The sequence below is a fragment of the Syntrophomonas palmitatica JCM 14374 genome, assembly GCF_001311885.1.
GTDB classification, from domain to species: domain Bacteria; phylum Bacillota; class Syntrophomonadia; order Syntrophomonadales; family Syntrophomonadaceae; genus Syntrophomonas_A; species Syntrophomonas_A palmitatica.
Window position 1 is genome coordinate 101,114 of sequence record NZ_BBCE01000008.1, and the last position, 19,226, is coordinate 120,339.

The 19,226-nt window shown below is 45.7% G+C and carries 23 protein-coding genes and 2 pseudogenes; 4 read left to right on the forward strand and 21 right to left on the reverse strand.

The window, feature by feature from the left end; genetic code table 11:
* Window positions 1-149: 149 nt before the first annotated feature.
* Window positions 150-1,127: a magnesium/cobalt transporter CorA gene (gene corA / locus JCM14374_RS06140; RefSeq protein WP_054694815.1), complete on the forward strand. Its 978-nt coding sequence runs from the start codon at window positions 150-152 to the stop codon at window positions 1,125-1,127.
* Window positions 1,128-1,162: 35 nt separating this feature from the next.
* Here the strand turns inward: corA and JCM14374_RS06145 are convergent, their stop codons facing one another.
* Entirely contained in the window at window positions 1,163-1,789 is a 627-nt protein-coding gene (locus JCM14374_RS06145; protein WP_054694818.1) for a DUF47 domain-containing protein, read from the reverse strand.
* Window positions 1,790-1,908: 119 nt separating this feature from the next.
* A complete protein-coding gene (locus tag JCM14374_RS06150; protein WP_242848855.1) occupies window positions 1,909-2,685 on the reverse strand; it encodes a radical SAM protein in 777 nt (258 codons plus the stop codon).
* Window positions 2,686-2,935: 250 nt separating this feature from the next.
* On the opposite strand from JCM14374_RS06150, the gene JCM14374_RS13065 reads away from it, so the two are divergent.
* A complete protein-coding gene (locus JCM14374_RS13065) occupies window positions 2,936-3,124 on the forward strand; it encodes a small, acid-soluble spore protein, alpha/beta type (RefSeq protein ID WP_083453904.1) in 189 nt (62 codons plus the stop codon).
* A 105-nt stretch (window positions 3,125-3,229) separates the two neighbouring features.
* Here the strand turns inward: JCM14374_RS13065 and JCM14374_RS14530 are convergent.
* The 12 genes and pseudogenes from JCM14374_RS14530 to JCM14374_RS06210 form a co-directional block, all read right to left on the reverse strand.
* A pseudogene (locus JCM14374_RS14530) lies at window positions 3,230-3,616 on the reverse strand (MgtC/SapB family protein); the annotation flags it as partial.
* Window positions 3,613-5,067, reverse strand: coding sequence for an IMP dehydrogenase (gene guaB / locus JCM14374_RS06160; protein ID WP_054694828.1), 1,455 nt, complete (start codon window positions 5,065-5,067; stop codon window positions 3,613-3,615). The gene guaB and the pseudogene JCM14374_RS14530, both read right to left, overlap by 4 nt.
* Before the next feature lie 125 nt (window positions 5,068-5,192).
* Window positions 5,193-5,426, reverse strand: a complete 234-nt coding sequence (locus JCM14374_RS06165) for an SWIB-MDM2 domain-containing protein (protein WP_054694832.1) — start codon at window positions 5,424-5,426, stop codon at window positions 5,193-5,195.
* Between the two features lie 192 nt (window positions 5,427-5,618).
* Window positions 5,619-5,888, reverse strand: a complete 270-nt coding sequence (locus JCM14374_RS06170) for a YlmC/YmxH family sporulation protein (protein WP_054694835.1) — start codon at window positions 5,886-5,888, stop codon at window positions 5,619-5,621.
* Window positions 5,889-5,907: 19 nt separating this feature from the next.
* The gene (gene dut / locus JCM14374_RS06175) at window positions 5,908-6,345 is read right to left on the reverse strand and encodes a dUTP diphosphatase (protein WP_054694838.1); all 438 of its coding nucleotides are present in this window, start codon (window positions 6,343-6,345) and stop codon (window positions 5,908-5,910) included.
* A gap of 16 nt (window positions 6,346-6,361) precedes the next feature.
* Window positions 6,362-7,633, reverse strand: a complete 1,272-nt coding sequence (locus tag JCM14374_RS06180) for a M16 family metallopeptidase (RefSeq protein WP_054694841.1) — start codon at window positions 7,631-7,633, stop codon at window positions 6,362-6,364.
* Between the two features lie 102 nt (window positions 7,634-7,735).
* Window positions 7,736-8,893, reverse strand: coding sequence for a D-alanyl-D-alanine carboxypeptidase family protein (locus JCM14374_RS06185; protein ID WP_054694843.1), 1,158 nt, complete (start codon window positions 8,891-8,893; stop codon window positions 7,736-7,738).
* Window positions 8,862-9,611, reverse strand: a complete 750-nt coding sequence (locus tag JCM14374_RS06190) for a polysaccharide deacetylase family protein (RefSeq protein ID WP_054694846.1) — start codon at window positions 9,609-9,611, stop codon at window positions 8,862-8,864. Before JCM14374_RS06190 ends, JCM14374_RS06185 begins: the two co-directional genes overlap by 32 nt.
* Complete coding sequence (locus JCM14374_RS06195; protein ID WP_242848856.1) at window positions 9,608-10,375, reverse strand: VanW family protein; 768 nt, start codon at window positions 10,373-10,375, stop codon at window positions 9,608-9,610. Before JCM14374_RS06195 ends, JCM14374_RS06190 begins: the two co-directional genes overlap by 4 nt.
* Before the next feature lie 388 nt (window positions 10,376-10,763).
* A complete protein-coding gene (locus JCM14374_RS06200; RefSeq protein ID WP_054694849.1) occupies window positions 10,764-11,456 on the reverse strand; it encodes a response regulator transcription factor in 693 nt (230 codons plus the stop codon).
* A gap of 11 nt (window positions 11,457-11,467) precedes the next feature.
* Window positions 11,468-12,439: a sensor histidine kinase gene (locus JCM14374_RS06205; RefSeq protein ID WP_054694852.1), complete on the reverse strand. Its 972-nt coding sequence runs from the start codon at window positions 12,437-12,439 to the stop codon at window positions 11,468-11,470.
* On the reverse strand, window positions 12,430-12,759 hold the full coding sequence (locus tag JCM14374_RS06210; protein ID WP_157048988.1) for a hypothetical protein: 330 nt from the start codon (window positions 12,757-12,759) through the stop codon (window positions 12,430-12,432). Before JCM14374_RS06210 ends, JCM14374_RS06205 begins: the two co-directional genes overlap by 10 nt.
* Window positions 12,760-13,170: 411 nt before the next feature.
* Between JCM14374_RS06210 and JCM14374_RS13455 the strand changes: the two genes are divergently transcribed.
* Entirely contained in the window at window positions 13,171-13,323 is a 153-nt protein-coding gene (locus JCM14374_RS13455; protein WP_157048989.1) for a hypothetical protein, read from the forward strand.
* A gap of 62 nt (window positions 13,324-13,385) precedes the next feature.
* Window positions 13,386-13,733 (forward strand): hypothetical protein, encoded by a 348-nt coding sequence (locus JCM14374_RS06220; RefSeq protein ID WP_157048990.1) that lies wholly within the window; start codon window positions 13,386-13,388, stop codon window positions 13,731-13,733.
* Between the two features lie 132 nt (window positions 13,734-13,865).
* On the opposite strand, the gene JCM14374_RS06225 is transcribed toward JCM14374_RS06220, so the two are convergent.
* From JCM14374_RS06225 to JCM14374_RS06255, 7 genes and pseudogenes are all read right to left on the reverse strand, one after another.
* On the reverse strand, window positions 13,866-15,977 hold the full coding sequence (locus tag JCM14374_RS06225; RefSeq protein WP_054694863.1) for a polyribonucleotide nucleotidyltransferase: 2,112 nt from the start codon (window positions 15,975-15,977) through the stop codon (window positions 13,866-13,868).
* A 63-nt stretch (window positions 15,978-16,040) separates the two neighbouring features.
* Window positions 16,041-16,310: a 30S ribosomal protein S15 gene (rpsO, locus tag JCM14374_RS06230; protein WP_054694866.1), complete on the reverse strand. Its 270-nt coding sequence runs from the start codon at window positions 16,308-16,310 to the stop codon at window positions 16,041-16,043.
* Window positions 16,311-16,375: 65 nt separating this feature from the next.
* Entirely contained in the window at window positions 16,376-16,711 is a 336-nt protein-coding gene (locus JCM14374_RS06235) for a hypothetical protein (RefSeq protein WP_054694868.1), read from the reverse strand.
* A gap of 143 nt (window positions 16,712-16,854) precedes the next feature.
* Window positions 16,855-17,784 carry a bifunctional riboflavin kinase/FAD synthetase gene (locus JCM14374_RS06240; RefSeq protein WP_054694870.1) on the reverse strand — a complete coding sequence of 310 codons (930 nt, stop codon included), beginning with the start codon at window positions 17,782-17,784 and terminating at the stop codon, window positions 16,855-16,857.
* Window positions 17,785-17,887: 103 nt separating this feature from the next.
* On the reverse strand, window positions 17,888-18,316 hold the full coding sequence (locus JCM14374_RS06245) for a hypothetical protein (protein WP_207641599.1): 429 nt from the start codon (window positions 18,314-18,316) through the stop codon (window positions 17,888-17,890).
* A pseudogene (locus JCM14374_RS06250) lies at window positions 18,317-18,675 on the reverse strand (tRNA pseudouridine(55) synthase TruB); the annotation flags it as partial.
* A gap of 93 nt (window positions 18,676-18,768) precedes the next feature.
* Window positions 18,769-19,226: DHH family phosphoesterase (locus JCM14374_RS06255; protein ID WP_242848857.1), on the reverse strand; the 458-nt coding region annotated here is incomplete at its 5' end.

A 19,226-nucleotide genomic window follows, 5' to 3' on the forward strand; every position in this document is an offset into this window, starting at 1 on the left:
AAAAGAGTCTAAAATGAAAGGCGGTGGTAAGATGGAACCTATACCCGAATACCGATCATGGCAATTGTCTACTCTATTTAATAATAAAGTGAGGGTTACATTGAGCCACCATATCAGTGGATAGCCCTCTTTTGCCTGGAGGGATGCACATGATCAAAACCTATTTTTACGATTCTGAAAAAGACGCCATGTTTCATGATGTCGACCTCACCGCTAAAGATTCGCTATTATCCAATCCGCATAATCATCTCTGGATTGATGTTTACGATTGTTCCGCCAGTGAGTTGAACTATCTGGGAGATGTTTTTGATTTTCATCCCCTGGCCTTGGAAGACTGCCTGCAGGTTAGCCCCCGAGCCAAGCTGGACCGGTATGATGATTATAACTTCTTCGTTTTTCATGCTTTGCGTTATTTTGAAGACGCTGAAGAAGAAGATGAGATTTCCAGTATTGAATTAGATGTGTTTATGGGGAGTAATTATCTGGTTACCATTCACCCGGTTGCTCTGGCAGCGGTAGGTAAGGTAGCCCGTATTTGCTTGAAAGAAACTCAGCTGATGAATCTGGGGCCTGAACACCTGCTTTATAGAATTATTGATAATATCGTTGATGATTATTTTCCCATCATTTCTCGCCTGGGAGAAAGAATTGACGATCTGGAGGACAATATATTCCTGGACCGCGGCCGGGAAATAACTGAAGAAATCCTGGCATTAAAAAGAACTATTATCTTGCTGCGTAAAGTCCTCATTCCGCAGCGTCGGATTTTCGGTAATATTAATGGTCATTACTCATTTCTCGTTAATGAAGAGAATGTCCCTTACTATTTGGACCTGGTGGACCACCTGGACAGCATCCTGGACACCGCCAATACCTACCGGGATCTGGTAAACAGTACCACTGAGACTTATTATTCCATTATTAACGGCAGAACCAGTGAGATTATTACTGTTTTAACTGTAATATCGATTATTATGATGCCACTTACTGTTATTACCGGCTTTTTCGGAATGAACGTTACTATACCTGGCAGTGCGAATCCTTATTATATTTATTTCATTACCGCTTTCATGTTGGTACTATCTATTTCCATGCTGGGCTTTTTCCGCTACCGCCGCTGGATATAAAAAAAACGGGCCGCCTAAAGCGGCCCTTGTTTATCTTATGAATATTTTATACATATGTTAGTTATCAGCTCACCTACATCTTCCACATAATCCTGGGCCATCTCAATATGTTCATATACCTCACGCCATTTTATTATCGATACCGGATCGTTTTCATTGTCAAATAAATAAGCCAATCCGGTGCGATAAAGGGTATCCTGTTCTTTCTCCAATTTATTAATCTGGCTGCAGCAATCTATAATAGCCTTTTTATTGCTTTCCACCCTATCCAGCATATTCAAGGCCTTCTCCTGCAAAACCAGTGATTGGTAAAGTACCTCAACCATTTCTTTAACCTTATCATCAGGTTCGCCGGCCTTATACAATATCATGCGGTCTATTATTCCGGTAATATAATCGAGAGTAGCCGCAAGTTTCTGCACCAGTTGGAATGCGTCCTCGCGATCAAAGGGCAGGATAAAGCTCGTATTCAGCCTACGTACAAGTTCTTGTATTATACGGTCGCCTTCGTGTTCCATGGCAGTAAGTTTGGCCATCTTAACATCTAAATCAGTGTAATCATCAACTACATTTTTAAGAATGTCTCCGCCTCTGACTACTACTGCGGCGGTTTCTTTGAACAATAAAAACAGTTCATCATCTTTTTTACCAAACAAACGCATGTTATATCCCCCCTTCGAAAAACATCCCCCTGAATTGCTTTCTCTCTCTACGCTTTAATAGTCTTGGAAATATGCTATCTATTTTAAATATAATATTAAAAACTGCCAAGCACTTTATTTTACAAAGCTCGCAAATAATCGGGGCGTAAATATTTGCGGTCATTTTTTGCAATCATTTCATTAATTAATTTTAAAACCTTTTCTTTATCATCAGGGAAACGCCCTTTTATGGGAAGGTAATTTGAGGCATGGTTGCTGCGGAACTCTGTTCCCTGAACATCCAGATGGGATATCATAATCCTCATTTCATCAAGAATCTCAAAGGGGCCCGGCAGTTCGAATTCACCTTTCTCCATGCGCCGGTACAATTCCGTACGCGGAACCAGCATCAATACCAGCGCCCCAATGTAATCAGGATTCATTTCATTGCAGATCTGAGCGGTTTTTACAGCATGGTCCACTGCCCTGGGTGTACGCCCGGCCAGCCCCAGCAAAACCGTGACCGAAAGCAAAATCCCGGCCTGCCGTACTTTCTTGCCGGCCTCAACCATTTCCTCATAAGAAACCCCTTTGCGAATATCTTTCAGTAATTCTGGGTCGCCGGTTTCAACACCCAGGTAAGCTATCGTCAAACCAGCCGCCTTTAAAGCGGTCAATTCGGAAATTTCCTTCTGTAAAATGCTGTCGGGACTGGCGTAGATACCTATATGACGCAAATGCGGGAACGCACCCTTTAACTCATATATTACTTCAAGCAAATCAGGAGTATCCATAGCCAGGGCATCGCCATCAGCTAAAAATACCTTTTCCAAATCACCATAATATAGTTTGGCCATGCGAATATCGGTTTTAATTTCTTCCAGGCTGCGCACCCGGTATTTTTTGTCTTTGTACATTGCGCAAAATGTGCAGCGGTTGTGGCTGCAGCGACAGTACACTGCAGGATATAACTTCTGGCCTCACTGGGCGGTCTGAATATATTACCTTCATATCTCATAATTGTCACCTCCCGGTGATATAAGTTTATACAAGAAAAAGGTTTTTGTGAAATACTTTACTGGTCAGCGATAATAATCTAGCTATATTTTATTATGCCCTGGTAAAAATAATAGCGGTGCGAGCCAAACAATAAGGAGGTCTATTAGTTTGGCAAAACGGCGCAGCATTATGTCAGAACAGCTCAAATACGAAATCGCCCGGGAACTAGGGGTTGACCAGGTAGTTGCCACCCAGGGATGGGGTGCGGTGAGTTCCAGAGACTGTGGTAACATGGTTGCCAAGGCTATAGAAATAGCGGAAAGAAATATTGCCCAGCAGAATCAGGCCATATTGTAGTCTGCTCGCACTATCCGGGTTAAACCCCGGATTTTTCATATCCTGCGCGCCGGATATCTTATCAGCTGCCACTCCTATTATTAAAAACCGCTTTTTTATAAATCCTGAAAACACATAAATGATAATAACTATAAATACAGCAGCTGCACTTACATTTTCCAAACCAGCGCCCACAAGCATTCCCAGAATTGCCGTTACCCACAAACTGGCCGCCACTGATAAACCTTGCACTTCGTTTTTTTCCGAAACCCATATTAATCCTGTGCCCAGGAAACCCAAAGCTGATACCATCTGCGCCGACAGTCGACCCGGATCACTGAACCAGGGATCGTTCAGTACCTTGAAATATTCCGTAGAAATTAGGGTTAATAAAGCCGCTCCCATACATATTATTGAGAACAACCTGGCAGTAGTCCGGCTGGTAACAATACCTACTGCCATTCCCACAATTCCAGCCATAATAATACGAACCAGGATTTGGGTCAGCATCATAAAATCCTGTAATTGGGGGCTTCCTTAGTTATGGAAATGTCATGGGGATGACTCTCTACCAAGCCGGCATTGGAAATGCGCACAAAACGCGTTTTAGTCTTCATTTCTTCGATGGTTTTCACGCCGCAGTATCCCATGCCTGCACGTAATCCGCCAACCAGCTGGAAAATGGTTTCTGAAACATAACCTTTATAGGGAATGCGGCCTTCTATGCCTTCGGGAACCAGTTTCTGAGCATCTTCCTGGAAATAACGGTCGCTGCTGCCCTGGAGCATGGCATCCATAGAACCCATGCCCCGGTAAATCTTATAACTGCGTCCCTGGTATATAATGACTTCTCCCGGACTTTCTTCAGTGCCGGCAAAAAGGTTGCCCAGCATAACCACGTCCGCGCCGGCAGCAATAGCTTTTGCAATATCTCCGGAAAATTTAATCCCACCGTCAGCGATAATAGGAATACCATACTTTTGCGCTGCATTGGCACAATCATACACAGCGGTAATCTGCGGCACTCCTATACCTGCCACCACTCGCGTGGTACAGATTGAACCCGGACCTATACCCACTTTAACCGCATCAGCTCCGGCTTTAATTAATTCTTCGGTAGCCTCACCCGTGGCTACATTACCAGCAATAATTTGCAGATCGGGATATTTTTGTTTTATTTTAGCCACCATCTGAATGACACCCAGCGAATGTCCGTGAGCAGTATCAACTACGATGACATCCACTCCCGCTTTAACGAGAGCCTCTACTCGCTCAAAGGTATCATGGGCTGTGCCAACCGCTGCTCCCACTAAAAGCCTGCCGCGTGCATCCTTCGCCGCGTTCGGGTATTTTTGGGTTTTTTCAATGTCTTTAATCGTGATCAGGCCCATTAAATTGAAATTTTCGTCTACCAGCGGCAGCTTTTCAATTTTGTATTTGCGCAGGATATCCATAGCCTGATCCATACTGGTTCCAACCGGCGCTGTAACCAGCCTTTCGCTGGTCATAACATTCTTAATGGGCTGGTTAAACTCGGTTTCAAAACGGATGTCCCGGTTGGTTATAATCCCTACCAGCCTTCCTTGCTCGGTAATCGGAACACCGGAAATCCTGTATTGTTCCATTATATCCAGAGCGTCACGGATGGAATTGTTGGGAGAAAGCGAAAAGGGATCGGTAATGACCCCGTGTTCGGATCGTTTGACCCGATCCACCATCTTGGCCTGTTCTTCGATAGACATATTTTTATGAATGATACCTATTCCACCTTCACGAGCCACAGCAATTGCCATACGGGTTTCGGTCACTGTGTCCATGCCTGCGCTCATTATAGGGGTTTCCAGGCGAATATTACGGGTCAGGCAGGTGGAAATATCTACGTCCCGAGGCATAACTTCTGAGCGGCCGGGAACTAAAAGAACATCATCAAAGGTAAGACCTTCTTTGCTAAATTTATCATTCATGTTCTGGTCCTCCTTAAGGAAATTTAAACTATCTTATAATATTCCCTTGGCTTTTTCAACCCGAACCCGACCAAAAAAGACGCTGAGAACGCAGATAATTGTTCTGCGTTATTCCGCGTCTGAATTTAATCCCCGCCAATTACGGAACCGATGCCATAGTGCCAGAAGTGATTGACCAGATCAGCCATAGTCTCCTCGCTTATGCCAAATCTGGCGGCCAGAGCTGCACTGCTGTCACCCTGTTTAATGCCCGCCAGCAGCTGGTCAAAATCCACCCCTGCTTCCGCGGTCATTTCAACTAAAGAAGGAATACGGCTCCAGGGAGGAAAAGAACCCAGATTTTCATCAAAATTATCCACAGGCAAAACTCCTTTTTATTTTAGTTTGCCCGTTTTGAGGGATTGAATGTGGAAGGGAAAAACGAAGAAATCAGTAGGCACAAGCAAGATATGAATCTGGGTAAACCGCACAATTTGCTTTTATTGGTAAAAATAAATGTAAAGCTCGTAAATATAGCAAATGGTCGCCTTATCCACTTCATTTGCTCATTTTTAAAACGAACTGTTTTTAAGCCGCATGTGGGTGTGGTCGATTTCGACTACAATGACTTCGCGTCCAATCTTTTTGACCGCTTCCCAGGGAACCACCATTTTCTGCCGGTCAGTCCAGAAATTAAAGGCATTGCCCCGGTTGGGCAAGATAATGGAAATGATTTGGCCGTTCTCTTCGTCAATCAACATATCTGAGTCCCCCACGGTTCCCATGCGCATACCGTCATAAATATTCACCATTTCCTTGCCCACCAGATCATTTAAACGCATCTGCCCACCCCCGTTTATATTATACCCCGGTGTGGCCGAAACCCCCGTCACCGCGTTCGGTCTGGTCCAATTCCTTAACTTCTATCATTTCGGCCTGTTCTATCCGGGCAAAGACCATCTGGGCAATTCTCTCGCCCCTTTTCAATATATACTCCTTGTCCCCCAGGTTTATTACAATAAGCTTGATTTCGCCGCGGTAATCGGCGTCAATGGTTCCAGGCGTGTTCAACATGGTTATGCCATGGTTAATTGCCAAACCGCTGCGCGGACGAATCTGGGCCTCATATCCGGCCGGTATGGCTATGGCAATACCGGTTGGCACCAGTTTGCGTTCCCCCGGAGCAATGGCGATGTCATATTCACAGGCCGCATATAAATCTACTCCGGAAGCTCCCCTGGTCATATAGCGCGGCATGGGCAAATCAAATGAGTGCAGCCTTTTTACTTCTACTTTCATTATTTAAACTCCCCAACTATCTCCAAAATTTATTGAATTCATTTTCTACGCTCATTAAGGCCTCATCGGAACCGATAGCCGCCAGGGAAAACTGCCCGGGAAGCAGCAAGCTGCGAGCCAGATCACCTACGGCTTCTTCCTTGACGCGCAAGAAATTATCCATAACCTCTTCCAGGGGTATTATGCGGTCATACATCAAAAGTGATTTTCCCAGACGGGTCATACGGTTCATGACACTTTCCATACCCAGGTAAAGACTTGATTTTAACTGCTGGCGGGTGCGGGATAATTCGTCTGCTGATATGCCGTTCTCGGCAAAGCCTGTCAGCTCTTTATGCAGAACTTCCATCAATTGAGGGATACGAGCTGGTCCTGTCCCGGCATAAATCACATATGAACCAGAATCGGAATAGGTGGAAGGATACGAATAAATCGAATAGGCCAGACCCAATTCCTCCCGCACGGACTGGAAAAGCCGTGAACTCACGCCCCCGCCCAGGATACTGTTCATAATATTCTGAGCATAACGACGTTTGTCGTTGTAATCAATCCCCGGTACTCCCAGGCATATCTGTACCTGCTCAGTCTCCTTGGGCAACAGATGCAGGAACGGACCTGTAATCTCGGTTTGTTCCCGGTGCAGCTCGAACTGTGGCGATGTATTCTCCTGCTCCAAATAACTATCCACTGTCTCATACAATTTCTCATTATTTATATTGCCGGCTACGGAAATAACCATATTGGCAGGTACATAGGCTTTATTGTAAAAAGAAAATAATTCCTGGCGCGCAAAAGCAGACACCGTATCCAAAGTTCCCAGGATTGGCGACCCCATCCGACTCCCTGACCACAGCTGCTGGGAAAAGATATCGTGTACCAGGTCATCGGGAGTATCTTCGTACATGTTTATTTCTTCAATTATTACACCCTTTTCCGTCTCAAAATCACGGGGGGCAAAGCTGGAATGGAATAACATATCGAAAAGAATATCGAGAGCGGTGTAGAGGTTTTCATCCAGAATACGTGCATATAAACAGGTATGCTCCTTGGAGGTGAAAGCGTTTAACTGTCCTCCCATGCCCTCGAAGCTGTCAGCTATTTCACGGGCAGTGCGTTTTTCCGTGCCTTTAAAAAGCATATGTTCAATAAAATGGCTGGCCCCAGCCATCTGCGGCGATTCGTGCCTTGAGCCTACCCCAATATATATGCCAATAGCCACAGATTTTACGTAGGGTATTTCCTCAGCCACCAGCCGGGCGCCGCTCTTAAGGTTCCAACAATTCAGCACTGATCTACCCCCAAAATTTCTTGCATGTGGTGTTCAAAGCAGGTCTCTCCTGTGTAATATGAACATTTTAACATTATTCTGCCCATTAATCGAAAATCCTTTTCAATAGATAATATCTTTAATGCGCTGAAATATATTGCTGTGCCTTTCTACCGCATCGCCGCTGACGAGGTCGGTGCTGTCCACCAGACCGCCGTCAACATAAACACTTAATGCTCCAACCTTTTGACCTGGCCGTATCGGAGCCTGCAGATCATAATTTATCTTCACCCTTTTTTCAAAATTGAGATCCTTCTCCCCCTGCCAGAGGAACAGGTCCTGACCAGGATAGATTCTGGCATATGCCATACTCCCGTTTTTTACCCGCAGTTCTTTAAAGATCTGAGAATGGTCAATTACTTTTACCGGCTTACAATTATTGAACCCATAGTTTAGCAGGCGGGTACAATCACCGCTGCGATCGCCTGACTGCAAGGCTACGGCTATGAGATGGCGGCCTTTTCGAATTGCCGAAGCAACCAAACATTTACCGGCATCATTGGTGGTACCGGTTTTGATGCCATTAGCACCCGGATAACTTTCTAAAAGGCGGTTGCTGTTAGTGATGTCTATTACTTGTGTATATGAGGGATGTTTAAACTTCGTCTGCTTGGTGGCTACAATTCTGGCCAAGTAAGGGTCATGGCACAGGTACCTGCCAATAAGAGCCAGATCATAAGCGGTACTGTAATTATCGTGATTGGGGAGTCCAGAAGCATTCGCAAAATGGGTGTGCCTCGCCCCTAGAAGAAAGGCCTTTTGTGACATGAGATGGGCAAACAGCGCCTGTTCACCGGCACAATGTTCAGCCAGAACTACAGCCGCGTCATTAGCTGAACATATCAACCCTGCTTTTAATAGTTCTTCTACGGTCAGTTTCTGACCTTGGCGCAGGCCAATAACATAGCGCGGAGTCCGGGCTGCTTCAGAGCTGACGACAGCAGTTTCATTAACCCTACAGTATTCTCTGGCTATAATGGCGGTCATCATTTTGGTGGTGCTGGCTACCTGGCGTTCTTCATGGGCATGACGTGAATAAAGAATCTGCCCGCTGGAACATTCTATCAGGCAACAGGCCGACGAACTTATATATGGTACGGCAAGAAGAGGTTTGGCCGAAACCGTAAACATTATCCCTGAAACAAGCAAGCTAAGAACAATTAGGTACGATAATTTCTGCATTTTGATCTTAGTTGGAGGTTTTTGCGGTTTTCTTTTCAATCTTAGCATCCTTAAGCATTTCATCTATACTGATCATCCTGTAGCCCTGTTTTTTTAACTGTCCCAGCATTTCAGGCAGTGCTTTTACAGTAGGTTCGGTAGGGTGCATAAGCACGATAGCGTCGTTATGCACCCGGCTGACCACCCGGTTGACAATGGTTTCCGGAGCCGGACGCTGCCAATCAATTGTATCCAAACTCCACATAATGAATTCATAGTTCATATCGTTTACAGCTGTTACTAATTGCTGGCTTTTTTCCCCATAAGGAGAGGCAAAGAAACGCGATCTTTCCCCGGTAAGCTTATAAATAATCTCTTCAGCCTTTTTAATCTGTTCCTGGGTCTGGGCGCTGGAAAGCTGATCGAAATGCAAATGCTTGTAACCATGGTTTTGAATGCTGTGGCCGGCCTTCTTCATAGTTTTTAGCAATTCCGGGTGTTTTTCCGCCCATTTGCCGGTTACAAAGAAAGTGACCCGGGCATCATTTTTCTTAAAGGCCTCCAGCATAGCCGGAATATACTCTTCACCCCAGTCAACATTTACCGTCAAGGCTACAACTTTCTGTCCGGTATTGCCCTGGTAAACAGGGGACTTTTTGGGTGTGGCCACACCGGTATGATTAAAATAGACCATAGAAACTCCTAAAAAACCGCATATCAATAGCAGCAATACTCCCGTTGTTAACAGGTTCCTTTTCGTAACAAAATAAATTCTCATGATTCCCTCCTTCCTAATATCTGCACCCAGACTTTGCCTCGGCTGATGCCAGCCTTTATGATGATAGGCCCGGGAGAATCGTTTAAAAATTTCAAATCCAGGCAACCATAGTCTACAGTCGCATCCTGACCTGCCTCAATATATGGAACTGGTTTGCTGTGTTGATGCCGTTCGGTGATCTTTAACCCACTCTGCCTGACCGCGTTGTACAATGTGCTGGCTAGCTGACACACCCCTCCTCCATAATCGATGTCACTCCCCCCCATCAGGATTACCGGTGCAGGCATATAGCCCCTTTCTGCTGTTCTGGGGCCAACCGTATCGTTAAAAGAGAATACTCCTCCCGGCCAGACCAGAGTATTATTAATAGCGGCAACAGCCAGAGATATGTTGGTAAAACGCTGGTAGCTTCCTGAAATCCAGGTTCCGTAACTGCCCAAAGGTTCCGTGACGGCTTGGATATCATGTACTGAATAGTGAGGCTCTATGTATATCCACTCCGCCTCTATGCGTTGATTTTCATGGGCTTTCATGACTTTCCGCATGCTGGCATCTATGTTTATCATCTTTCCAGTCCTGCCGGGAATCACCTGCCCGCTTTCCTTATCCAGCTGGGGTTCAGCGGCCATAACCAGGCTGCGGGCTGCCATTTCCTGAATGCTTAATCTCACTTCACCAGGAAGCAGATTCTCCATGGTTTCTCCCTCCATGATTACCCCCGGCTGTACACCATAAAAATGACGCTCCATTTTATCAAGCCACATGCTGATTATGGGAATGGTGATAAAAAAGCATATTAGCAGTATATTTCTGGAATCCAGGTTGACTAAACGGTGTTGTCGGAAAAATATGCCCACCCCGCATTTTCAGCCAGAATTATAAACACAGGTTTCACAGTCTGCACAAATCTACAGCTTGCTTGCACCCACTCCGTCGCCAAATAATACTGTATGTTTGACTTGGCGCTCAAATGGTACCGCGCAAAGTTTTCACTAAAAATAATTATTCGCAGGCATTGCAGACTATGCAGTAAAGTTTCTGTGCGTTGTTCAACGTTCGTACCCCGGAAAATGCAAATAAACCGAGACACCTCGGTTTATTGATAGTAATTGATTCATTTGTTAAAGAAGAAGCACAAGCCTTAATACATCTCTAAGTATTATTGAAACGATAGCCCGCCCCCCAAACAGTCTCAAGATACTGGGGGTTAGATGGGTCGCTTTCAATTTTCTCTCTGATTTTGCGGATATGAACGGCAACCGTACTAAGATCGCCAAGAGCTTCTTCACCCCATATATTGGCATATATTTGTTCCTTGCTGAGTACCCGGTTGGGATTACCCGCTAAAAACAGTAAAAGATCAAATTCTTTGGAGGAAAAGGGTATTTCCTGATCATGTAGGAAAACCCTGCGCGAACTTTTGTTAATCAAGAGTCCCTTGATTTGCAGTTCATCATTGGTATCCGGTCTAAAACCTGATAAACGTTCATAGCGAGCAATATGAGCTTTGACCCGGGCTACCAATTCCAATGGACTGAAGGGCTTAATCATATAATCGTCCGCACCCAGGCCCAGACCGCGAATTTTATCCATGTCCTCAGTTTTAGCCGATATCATAATAATAGGAACAGCACTGGTTTTGCGTAATCTCCGGCATATCTCGAAGCCGTCCAAACTTGGAAGCATCAGGTCCAGAATAATCAAGTCATACTGCTCCTGCTGACTACGGTTTAAACCCTTGCGGCCATCAGATTCAATCTCAACGGTAAAGCCTTCAATCTCCAGGTAATCCCTTTCCAGTTCGGCAATGTTAATCTCATCTTCAATAATCAGTATTTTTTTCATATCTGGCTCCCCTATTTATCCGCTTCATTCACAGTTTCCGGCACAGTTTCCGGTTTTACTTTCGGCAGAGTTAAGAATATGCTGGTGCCCGCGTTTTCTTCGCTTTCCGCCCAGATTCTGCCGCCGTGAGCTTCAATTATCTGTTTGGCTATAGAAAGGCCTAACCCGCTGCCGCCGCTTTGTCTGCTGCGGGCGGGATCGCCGCGATAAAGCCGGTCAAAAATATAGGGCAGGTTTTCAGCTGGAATACCATGCCCATTATCCTTGATTTCAATTATGGCTTCAGTTTCATTTTCCAGTAAAACGATTTCCAGCCAGGACAGCGGTTTGCTCCGATCACAATGTTGTTCGGCATTAATAATAATATTGTTGATGACCCGCTGCAATCTCTTACGGTCAGCTATAACCGGCGCCTGGCTGGGATAACTTCCGATATAGCTTACCTGAATACCGTTGCTTTCTAATTCATATCCTTTTTCTTCCGCGCAGTCACGCAGAAAAGCCTCAATATTAACAGGTTCAAAATTAAAATCTAACTGTTTTAAATCCAGCTTGGAAAACAAAAATAATTCATCAATTAACCGCTCCATTTCCACTGAGTTGTTATAGATTATTTGCATATATTTTTGTTCCTTATCAGGAGTCCTGGCCACTCCTTCCATCATTCCCTGCACATAGCCGCGGATAGAAGTGATAGGAGTTTTTAAATCATGTGAAATATTGGCTATTAACTCTTTGCGGTTGTTTTCATAACGCTGCCTGAGTGTTTGGGCATCTTTTAACTGCAGACGCATTTGTTCAAACGACTGGCACAACTCACCCACTTCATCCAACGAGCGGTAATTTATAGCACCATCCAGATTGCCACGGGCTATATCAGCCGTAGCCTTATTAAGTATCCGCAGCGGGGTTATAATACTCTTAGCCATGCGATAGCTGATCCAGAGGTTAATAAGCATGGCCACCAGCAGGGCTATGCCCAATACAATATCTTCAGCGGTCCCGGCGGTTTGGTTTGGGTTAGAAAAAATATATGCCCGTTCTTTTGATCGCTGAATGTAAAATCGCGATATTTCAGAAGCATATAACCATGATGGTCAGGCGGCCGGTTGTTTTCTTGGAGTACTGTGGCGGCCCGCAGCCCCATAGCATCAATGTGTTTGGGTATATACACAAACTGGCCGTCTTTTTCGACTAAAACCATTAGAAACCTCTTATCAGTTTCCTGGTTTAACTGCTGTAGGTAAATGGGATCGGCCAGGCGATCGGAATTTTTAGCGATTAAAGCGTCCAAACTGGCCACCAGTTTGCTATTGTGGCTTAATATCGTTTCCAGTGCAGGCTCTTCCGGTGCAGCGTATTGCTTATGAACGAAACCATACCAAAAAACCAGCCAGGCCGAATAGTATCAGGGGAATCAGGATCATTGAAATATGGGAGACAGCCAGTTTATATCCTAATGAATGTCTGTTGCTCAACCCTCGCATATTATCCCCCATTTGTTTTTTCATAATTAATGATAACAACCATTTATAAAGCTCACCTTAATAAATTCTTAAAATTTTATAAAGCCAAGTTTTCCTGGTAAAAGGTGGTTAAAAGAAAATTTCGTTTCTGTTAATAAAATCTTAATCTCAGCTTAGCCAGGATTTTCATTTTACTTTCTATACTATTATAAAGAAATACATTAATAATATTTGGAAGGGGGATAATAATGGCTTTAATATTCAGGATTACGGCTGCTATGCGTTCAGTTGTTCAATTACTGGGTCTTCTAATATTGGGACTCGTCTTCATTGTTGCTCCTGAATTAGCCCTGGATCTTAGTATAAGTATATTCCGGTTCAGGTCAGAGCTGCAGGGATAACCTGAATAACTGCCCAGGGGCTTTCTATACAGGTCATCTAAAAAAAGAAGGGTAGGATGAAAATGAAAAACAAAGGTAAATTTAATATTATACTTGATTTTCTTATGTTTCTGGTGATGCTGGGGTTGTTTTTTGTCAAAGGTGAATATCATGAGACCCTTGCTTATACCGTAGGCGGGCTGATCGTACTCCATATTATTCTGCACTGGCCGCAGATCAAAGCATTGTATCGTCAGCTACTGCCAAGCACCACTCAGCAGATTTTAGGAATTATACTTATCGTAGTCCTGGCTGTCGGGATAATTACCATGCCCATGTACCTCCCCAATGCCGGGGAACGAGGTCACGGAGAATTTGGCCGGGGATACGGACCTTTGCCTGGCTACTCCGGGCATGGCAAATTCCATTAGCATTGCAAGCATGTTAAACCTGCAGAGGCAGTTTATAAATTGCCTCTGCAAGGATTTAATTCCCTCAGAAATGCAAATAAACCGAGACGTCTCGGTTTACTTGTTAACTGCCTATTAAGTTGTGGGCCGCTGTTATTCAGGTTTTACAGCGTTCTTTAACACAGCTTTGCGCGAAAGGTTAACCCGTCCCTGCCTGTCGATCTCAGTACATTTGACCAGAATCTGATCACCTATATTAACGACATCGGTAACCTTGTTGACCCTTTCTTCCGCGAGTTGTGAAATATGCACCAGGCCTTCTTTGCCTTGGGAACCCAGGACACCGGGTATAATCTCTACAAAAGCACCGAAATCCATGATGCGCTTAACCGTACCCATATAGGTCTTGCCAACTTCGACTTCAGCCACAATTGAATCAACCAGGAATTTAGCCTTGGCTGCCGCCTCTTGGTCGGTTGCCATGATAAAGAGACTGCCGTCATCTTCGATATCGATTTTGCAGCCGGTCTCATCCACGATTTTGTGGATTACCTTTCCGCCCGGGCCGATGACTTCCCGGATCTTATCAGGATGAATCTGCATGCGAATCAGGCGGGGCGCAAAGGGAGATAACTCGGTATTGGGCTTGTCAATACACTCCAGCATCTTCTGCATAATGAACATGCGGCCTTCACGGGCCTGCTTCATGGCTGCGGCTATTATATCGCGGTTTATCCCGGTGATCTTAATATCCATTTGTACGGCGGTAACGCCTTTTTCCGTGCCGGCCAGTTTGAAATCCATATCACCCAAAGCATCCTCGATGCCCTGAATATCACTCAGAATGGCAAACTTATCCTCAGCGGTAACCAGGCCCATAGCTATGCCAGATACGGGAGCTTTGATTGGAACCCCGGCATGCATCAGCGAAAGGGTGCTGCCGCAAACGCTGCCCATAGAACTAGAACCGTTGGATTCAAGCACCTCTGAAACTACTCTAATGGTATAGGGGAATTCTTCTTCGGATGGCAGTACAGCCAATAAGGCTCTCTCCGCCAGGGCGCCATGCCCTATTTCTCTGCGGCCCGGACCACGCATCGGCTTGGTCTCTCCGGTGCTGTAGGGAGGAAAATTATAGTGGTGGATATAACGTTTTCGATCGGCTCTTCCCAATCCATCCAGAATCTGTTCCTCACTGGCAGCCCCCAATGTGGTAACAGACAAGACCTGGGTTTGACCCCGGGTAAATAGGCCTGTACCATGAGTCCGAGGCAAAAATCCTACTTCACAGCTTATCGGTCTTATTTCTGTCAGGCTGCGTCCGTCTACACGGTCACCGTCCTCCAGAACCATGCGGCGAACAACTTCTTTCATGAGTTTGTCCACCAGGTTGTCAATGTCTTTCATGTCATCCGGATAAATTTCGCTGAAGTGTTCCAAAACCTTATCTTTGGCCTGGTCCATTTGTTCTTCACGTGATTTCTTATCCGGATTGCGGACTGCCTCTTCCAGTATAGGGAGGGCATATTCGCGAACCGTCTGATTGATAGATTCATCAATAACTTGAGCGATGACCTCGATTTTGGGTTTTCCGAGTTCAGCAATAATCGGTTCCTGGAATTCTACTATGCGTTTAATTTCTTCATGGGCAAACATAATCGCTTCCAGCATCTGATCCTCTGGTAATTGGTTGGCATGCCCTTCTACCATCATTATGGCTTCTCTGGTTCCTGCCACCACCATATGCAGATCGCTTTTCTCTTCCTGTTCCACAGTGGGATTTATTATCATCTGCCCATCCACCATACCCACGATTACCGCAGCAATGGGCCCGGCAAAAGGAATATCCGATACTCCCAGAGCCAATGAAGCGCCGATAGTGGCAGTGACATCAGCCGGATTGTCCGGTTCCACTGACATAACCGTTGCGACTATATGGATGTCATTGCGAAAACCTTTGGGAAACAGCGGCCGGATAGGACGATCCAACTGCCGTGCTGAAAGGGTAGCCAGTTCCGTAGCCCGGCCTTCACGTTTAATAAAACCACCGGGTATTTTCCCTACTGCATACTGTTTTTCTTCGTAGTCCACAGTCAGCGGGAAAAAATCAATACCTTCACGCGGCTGTTTGGAAGCCGTAGCCGTAACCAGAACCACGGTATCCCCATATCTTACTACGGCTGAGCCATTAGCCTGCTTGGCAACCTGGCCTATCTCCACCACCAGCGGACGACCAGCGATCTCAGTTTGATACTTGTGCAGTATTTAAATCTCCTCCTTTCTTATAGTTCTGTACATATAAAGTGAAAGAGCGGCTTTTTCCGCTCTTTACCTGCGAAGACCCAACCGGGTAACGATGCTGCGATAACGTTCGAAGTCGTTCTTCTTCAGGTATTCCAGCAAGGCCCGGCGCTGTCCCACCATTTTCAACAGACCACGGCGGGAATGATGATCCTTCTTATTTATTTTCAGATGCTCATTGAGATAATTAATTCTCTCGGTTAAAATAGCTATCTGAACTTCAGGAGAACCGGTGTCATTTTCATGAATCTGAAAATTCTTAATAAGCTCCTGTTTCCTGTCTGGAGTTAAAGCCAAGTATTTCACCTCCTCTTCTATAATCGCCTATGAACCAAGAAATACGCCGGTGAAAATCGCAAACCCTAGTTCATGGTTCCAGCCAGCAGAACTGTTTCTGCTTTATATGCCGCTGTACTCTGCCTGGCAAGAAAGAACGCCGCTCCAATTCTCTGCTTCAGAACGGTACAACCTACTATTCTGAATTTTGCCAGTCTCAGGGCATATTTATACCTGCTGTGCGTCAACAGCCAAGGTAAATTGTAGCACAGCCCCGGAAAAATGTAAACTTTACCTGGAGCTTCGAAAATAACAGCTATAATTTCATGTCCGTTTAAATCGAGTGTCGAGGGGACGGTTCTCAGTGTCGAGGGGACGGTTCTCTTGACACTTTTTATCTTTATAGACCAAAAAGGTGTCAAGAGAACCGTCCCCTCGACACTTTTGATTGTATGTGCGGCTATAAATCTAAACAGTTTCCTGCTTTGGAGCGAGGATTTGAACGCCGGGCAAACTTATTATGGAGTAAAAGCCCTGTGTCCATGGTAATAAAATACCAGATTGATCATTGCTGGTCTCCATCTATCACACTCTGCCGGTCGCGGGCGATTTGCGCCATGAGTTCCTCTGCCCCGTTGAACTTCTTTTCATCCCTGATTTTATGTAGGAAGAATAATCTCACCTGGCGGCCGTATAAATTTCCCTCGAAATCTATTAGATGCGCTTCTACGCAGATGGGATAATCGGCGTGAAAGGTGGGCTTGTTGCCAATGTTGACTGCGGCTTTATAAAGCTGGCCGTCAATTTCAGCCCGGGCGGCATAGACCCCGCGGCTGGGAATGCTTAAATCAGCGGGTACAGCCAGGTTGGCAGTAGGAAAGCCAATGGTAAAACCACGTTTTTCACCTTCCACTACAATGCCCTCTATCATAGGATAATAACCCAGGAGCTTGCCGGCTGATTCTATTGCCCCGTTTTCTAAATAACTGCGGATTAAACTGCTTGATACTACTTCCCCGTCCAGTTCCACCGCCGGTACAATCTGCACAGTAAAGCCATATTCCCGGCCCATTTCCTGAAGCATCTCAGCAGTCCCTGATCCCTTGTGGCCGAAGGTATAATTGAAACCCACGGCAATATGCTTAACCCCCATTATGTTTACCAGGAGCTTTTCAACAAATTCACGGGGAGATGTTCTGGCCATTTCCATAGTAAAGGGATGATAAATTAGCAGCTCCAGCCCCAGGTTTTCCAGCAATTCAGCTTTGCGTTCAGCGGTAACCAGTAGTTTGGGAGCGCGTTCCGGGTTCAGCACCCGCGAGGGATGCGGTTCAAAAATGAAAGCCGCGGAAACAGCGCCGTAATTATGAGCCTCATCAACCAGACCCTTGATTAACCGGCTATGCCCGTGGTGAACGCCATCAAAGTTGCCTAAGGCCAAAAACAGCGGTCTCTCGCTTTTACGATATTGTTCTAGTCCGTTAATAATCTGCATATCCAACCTCTTATATGATAAATCAATTAATTATAATCACAAGTCTCACCGTTGACACAAATTCAGAGTCAAATGCAGAAATTGAGTTACACCAAACCCAAGACTAACGGGTCGTAAAATTTGCTTTTCGGCAACGTAACAAATGTTGCCTATGGCAATCAATTGATTCTTCGGCGTATATATTCTCATTTCTCCTGCCGGCAATTCCTGCGGCCAAAAAAAGACTCCCGCCATGCAAAATTGTATTTACCTGGTCATCATTTTGCAATACCAATTCGGGCAGGTGGCCCAGAGGGTAATCCAAAGGCTGCAGTGCGCGGGCTATGTTTTCTCTGCCCGGTTTGAGTTCATCCAGAGGATAAGCATCTTCTATTTTAAAAGCACCGGAATGCGTCCGCCGCAGCTCTGATAAAAACGCTCCCGTGCCCAGGGCCTGACCTATATCGTGACAGAGAGTCCGTACATAAGTTCCTTTGGAACAAGAAACCTCGATTTTAACACGAGGCAAATCGCCTTCTGTATCTATTGCCAACAATTTCAGAGCATATATCTCTGCCTGGCGTGGAGTTCTCTCTACTTCTATACCCTGCGCGCCAGTTCATACAACCGTTGCCCCTGATAGTGCACGGCGGAATACATAGGCGGAAGCTGGCTGATAACTCCGGTAAAGCGCTGCAGCAGTTCTAATAAACCCTGGTGTGAAAACGAGGTTTGCCCGGTGTAGCTGATCTCTCCCCAGGCATCCTGGGTATCAGAGACTCCTCCCAGAGTCATTACTGCACAGTAGCTTTTGGTTTCTTCACCCAGAAACGGCAGTAAACGCGTGGCTGCCCCCACTGCCAGCGGCAAGACCCCGCTTGCCATGGGGTCTAGAGTACCCAAATGACCCATCCTGGTCTTTTTAGGAAAGACTGGTCTTAAGCTGCGCAGTACGTCAAAAGAAGTTATGCCCACCGGTTTATCTATATTTAAGAAGCCATGCAATCAGGCCATCACGTCCTTTGCCGCCTCTAGAACCAGGCTCATTACTTCACTAAGGTTCCCCTTCTGGCGGGCGCCGGCGGCTTGTTTATGGCCTCCGCCCCCAAAGCGACGGGCTAATTCCGCAACATCGATGCCGGGTTTGGAACGAAAGCCTATCTTAATCATATTCGGTTCCACTTCTCTGAATAATAGAGCTATCTCCACCCCTTCCACAGAACGGGCGTAGTTAATGATACCCTCGGGATTAATATCCAAAGCCTCTATTTGTTTTAATTCATCATAGGTTAAAGTCATCCAGGCAGCGCGTCCATCGTCACTAAAGCACATACTGTTCAGGGCCCGGCCCAGCAGAAGTATTTCCGCGCGGGATTTAGTTTCAAACAGATTTATACGCGCCTGATCAATATTGGCTCCGTTATCCAGCATTTCAGCTGCGGCCCTGAGACTGGCCCCGGTGG

Coding starts and splice junctions, on each gene's coding strand:
- corA (WP_054694815.1), top strand. CDS start 150: ATGATCAAAACCTATTTTTACGATTCTGAAAAAGACGCCATGTTTCAT.
- JCM14374_RS06145 (WP_054694818.1), bottom strand. CDS start 1,789: ATGCGTTTGTTTGGTAAAAAAGATGATGAACTGTTTTTATTGTTCAAA.
- JCM14374_RS06150 (WP_242848855.1), bottom strand. CDS start 2,685: ATGTACAAAGACAAAAAATACCGGGTGCGCAGCCTGGAAGAAATTAAA.
- guaB (WP_054694828.1), bottom strand. CDS start 5,067: ATGAATGATAAATTTAGCAAAGAAGGTCTTACCTTTGATGATGTTCTT.
- JCM14374_RS06170 (WP_054694835.1), bottom strand. CDS start 5,888: ATGCGTTTAAATGATCTGGTGGGCAAGGAAATGGTGAATATTTATGAC.
- dut (WP_054694838.1), bottom strand. CDS start 6,345: ATGAAAGTAGAAGTAAAAAGGCTGCACTCATTTGATTTGCCCATGCCG.
- JCM14374_RS06190 (WP_054694846.1), bottom strand. CDS start 9,611: ATGAGAATTTATTTTGTTACGAAAAGGAACCTGTTAACAACGGGAGTA.
- JCM14374_RS06195 (WP_242848856.1), bottom strand. CDS start 10,375: ATGTGGCTTGATAAAATGGAGCGTCATTTTTATGGTGTACAGCCGGGG.
- JCM14374_RS06200 (WP_054694849.1), bottom strand. CDS start 11,456: ATGAAAAAAATACTGATTATTGAAGATGAGATTAACATTGCCGAACTG.
- JCM14374_RS13455 (WP_157048989.1), top strand. CDS start 13,171: ATGGCTTTAATATTCAGGATTACGGCTGCTATGCGTTCAGTTGTTCAA.
- JCM14374_RS06220 (WP_157048990.1), top strand. CDS start 13,386: ATGAAAAACAAAGGTAAATTTAATATTATACTTGATTTTCTTATGTTT.
- JCM14374_RS06240 (WP_054694870.1), bottom strand. CDS start 17,784: ATGCAGATTATTAACGGACTAGAACAATATCGTAAAAGCGAGAGACCG.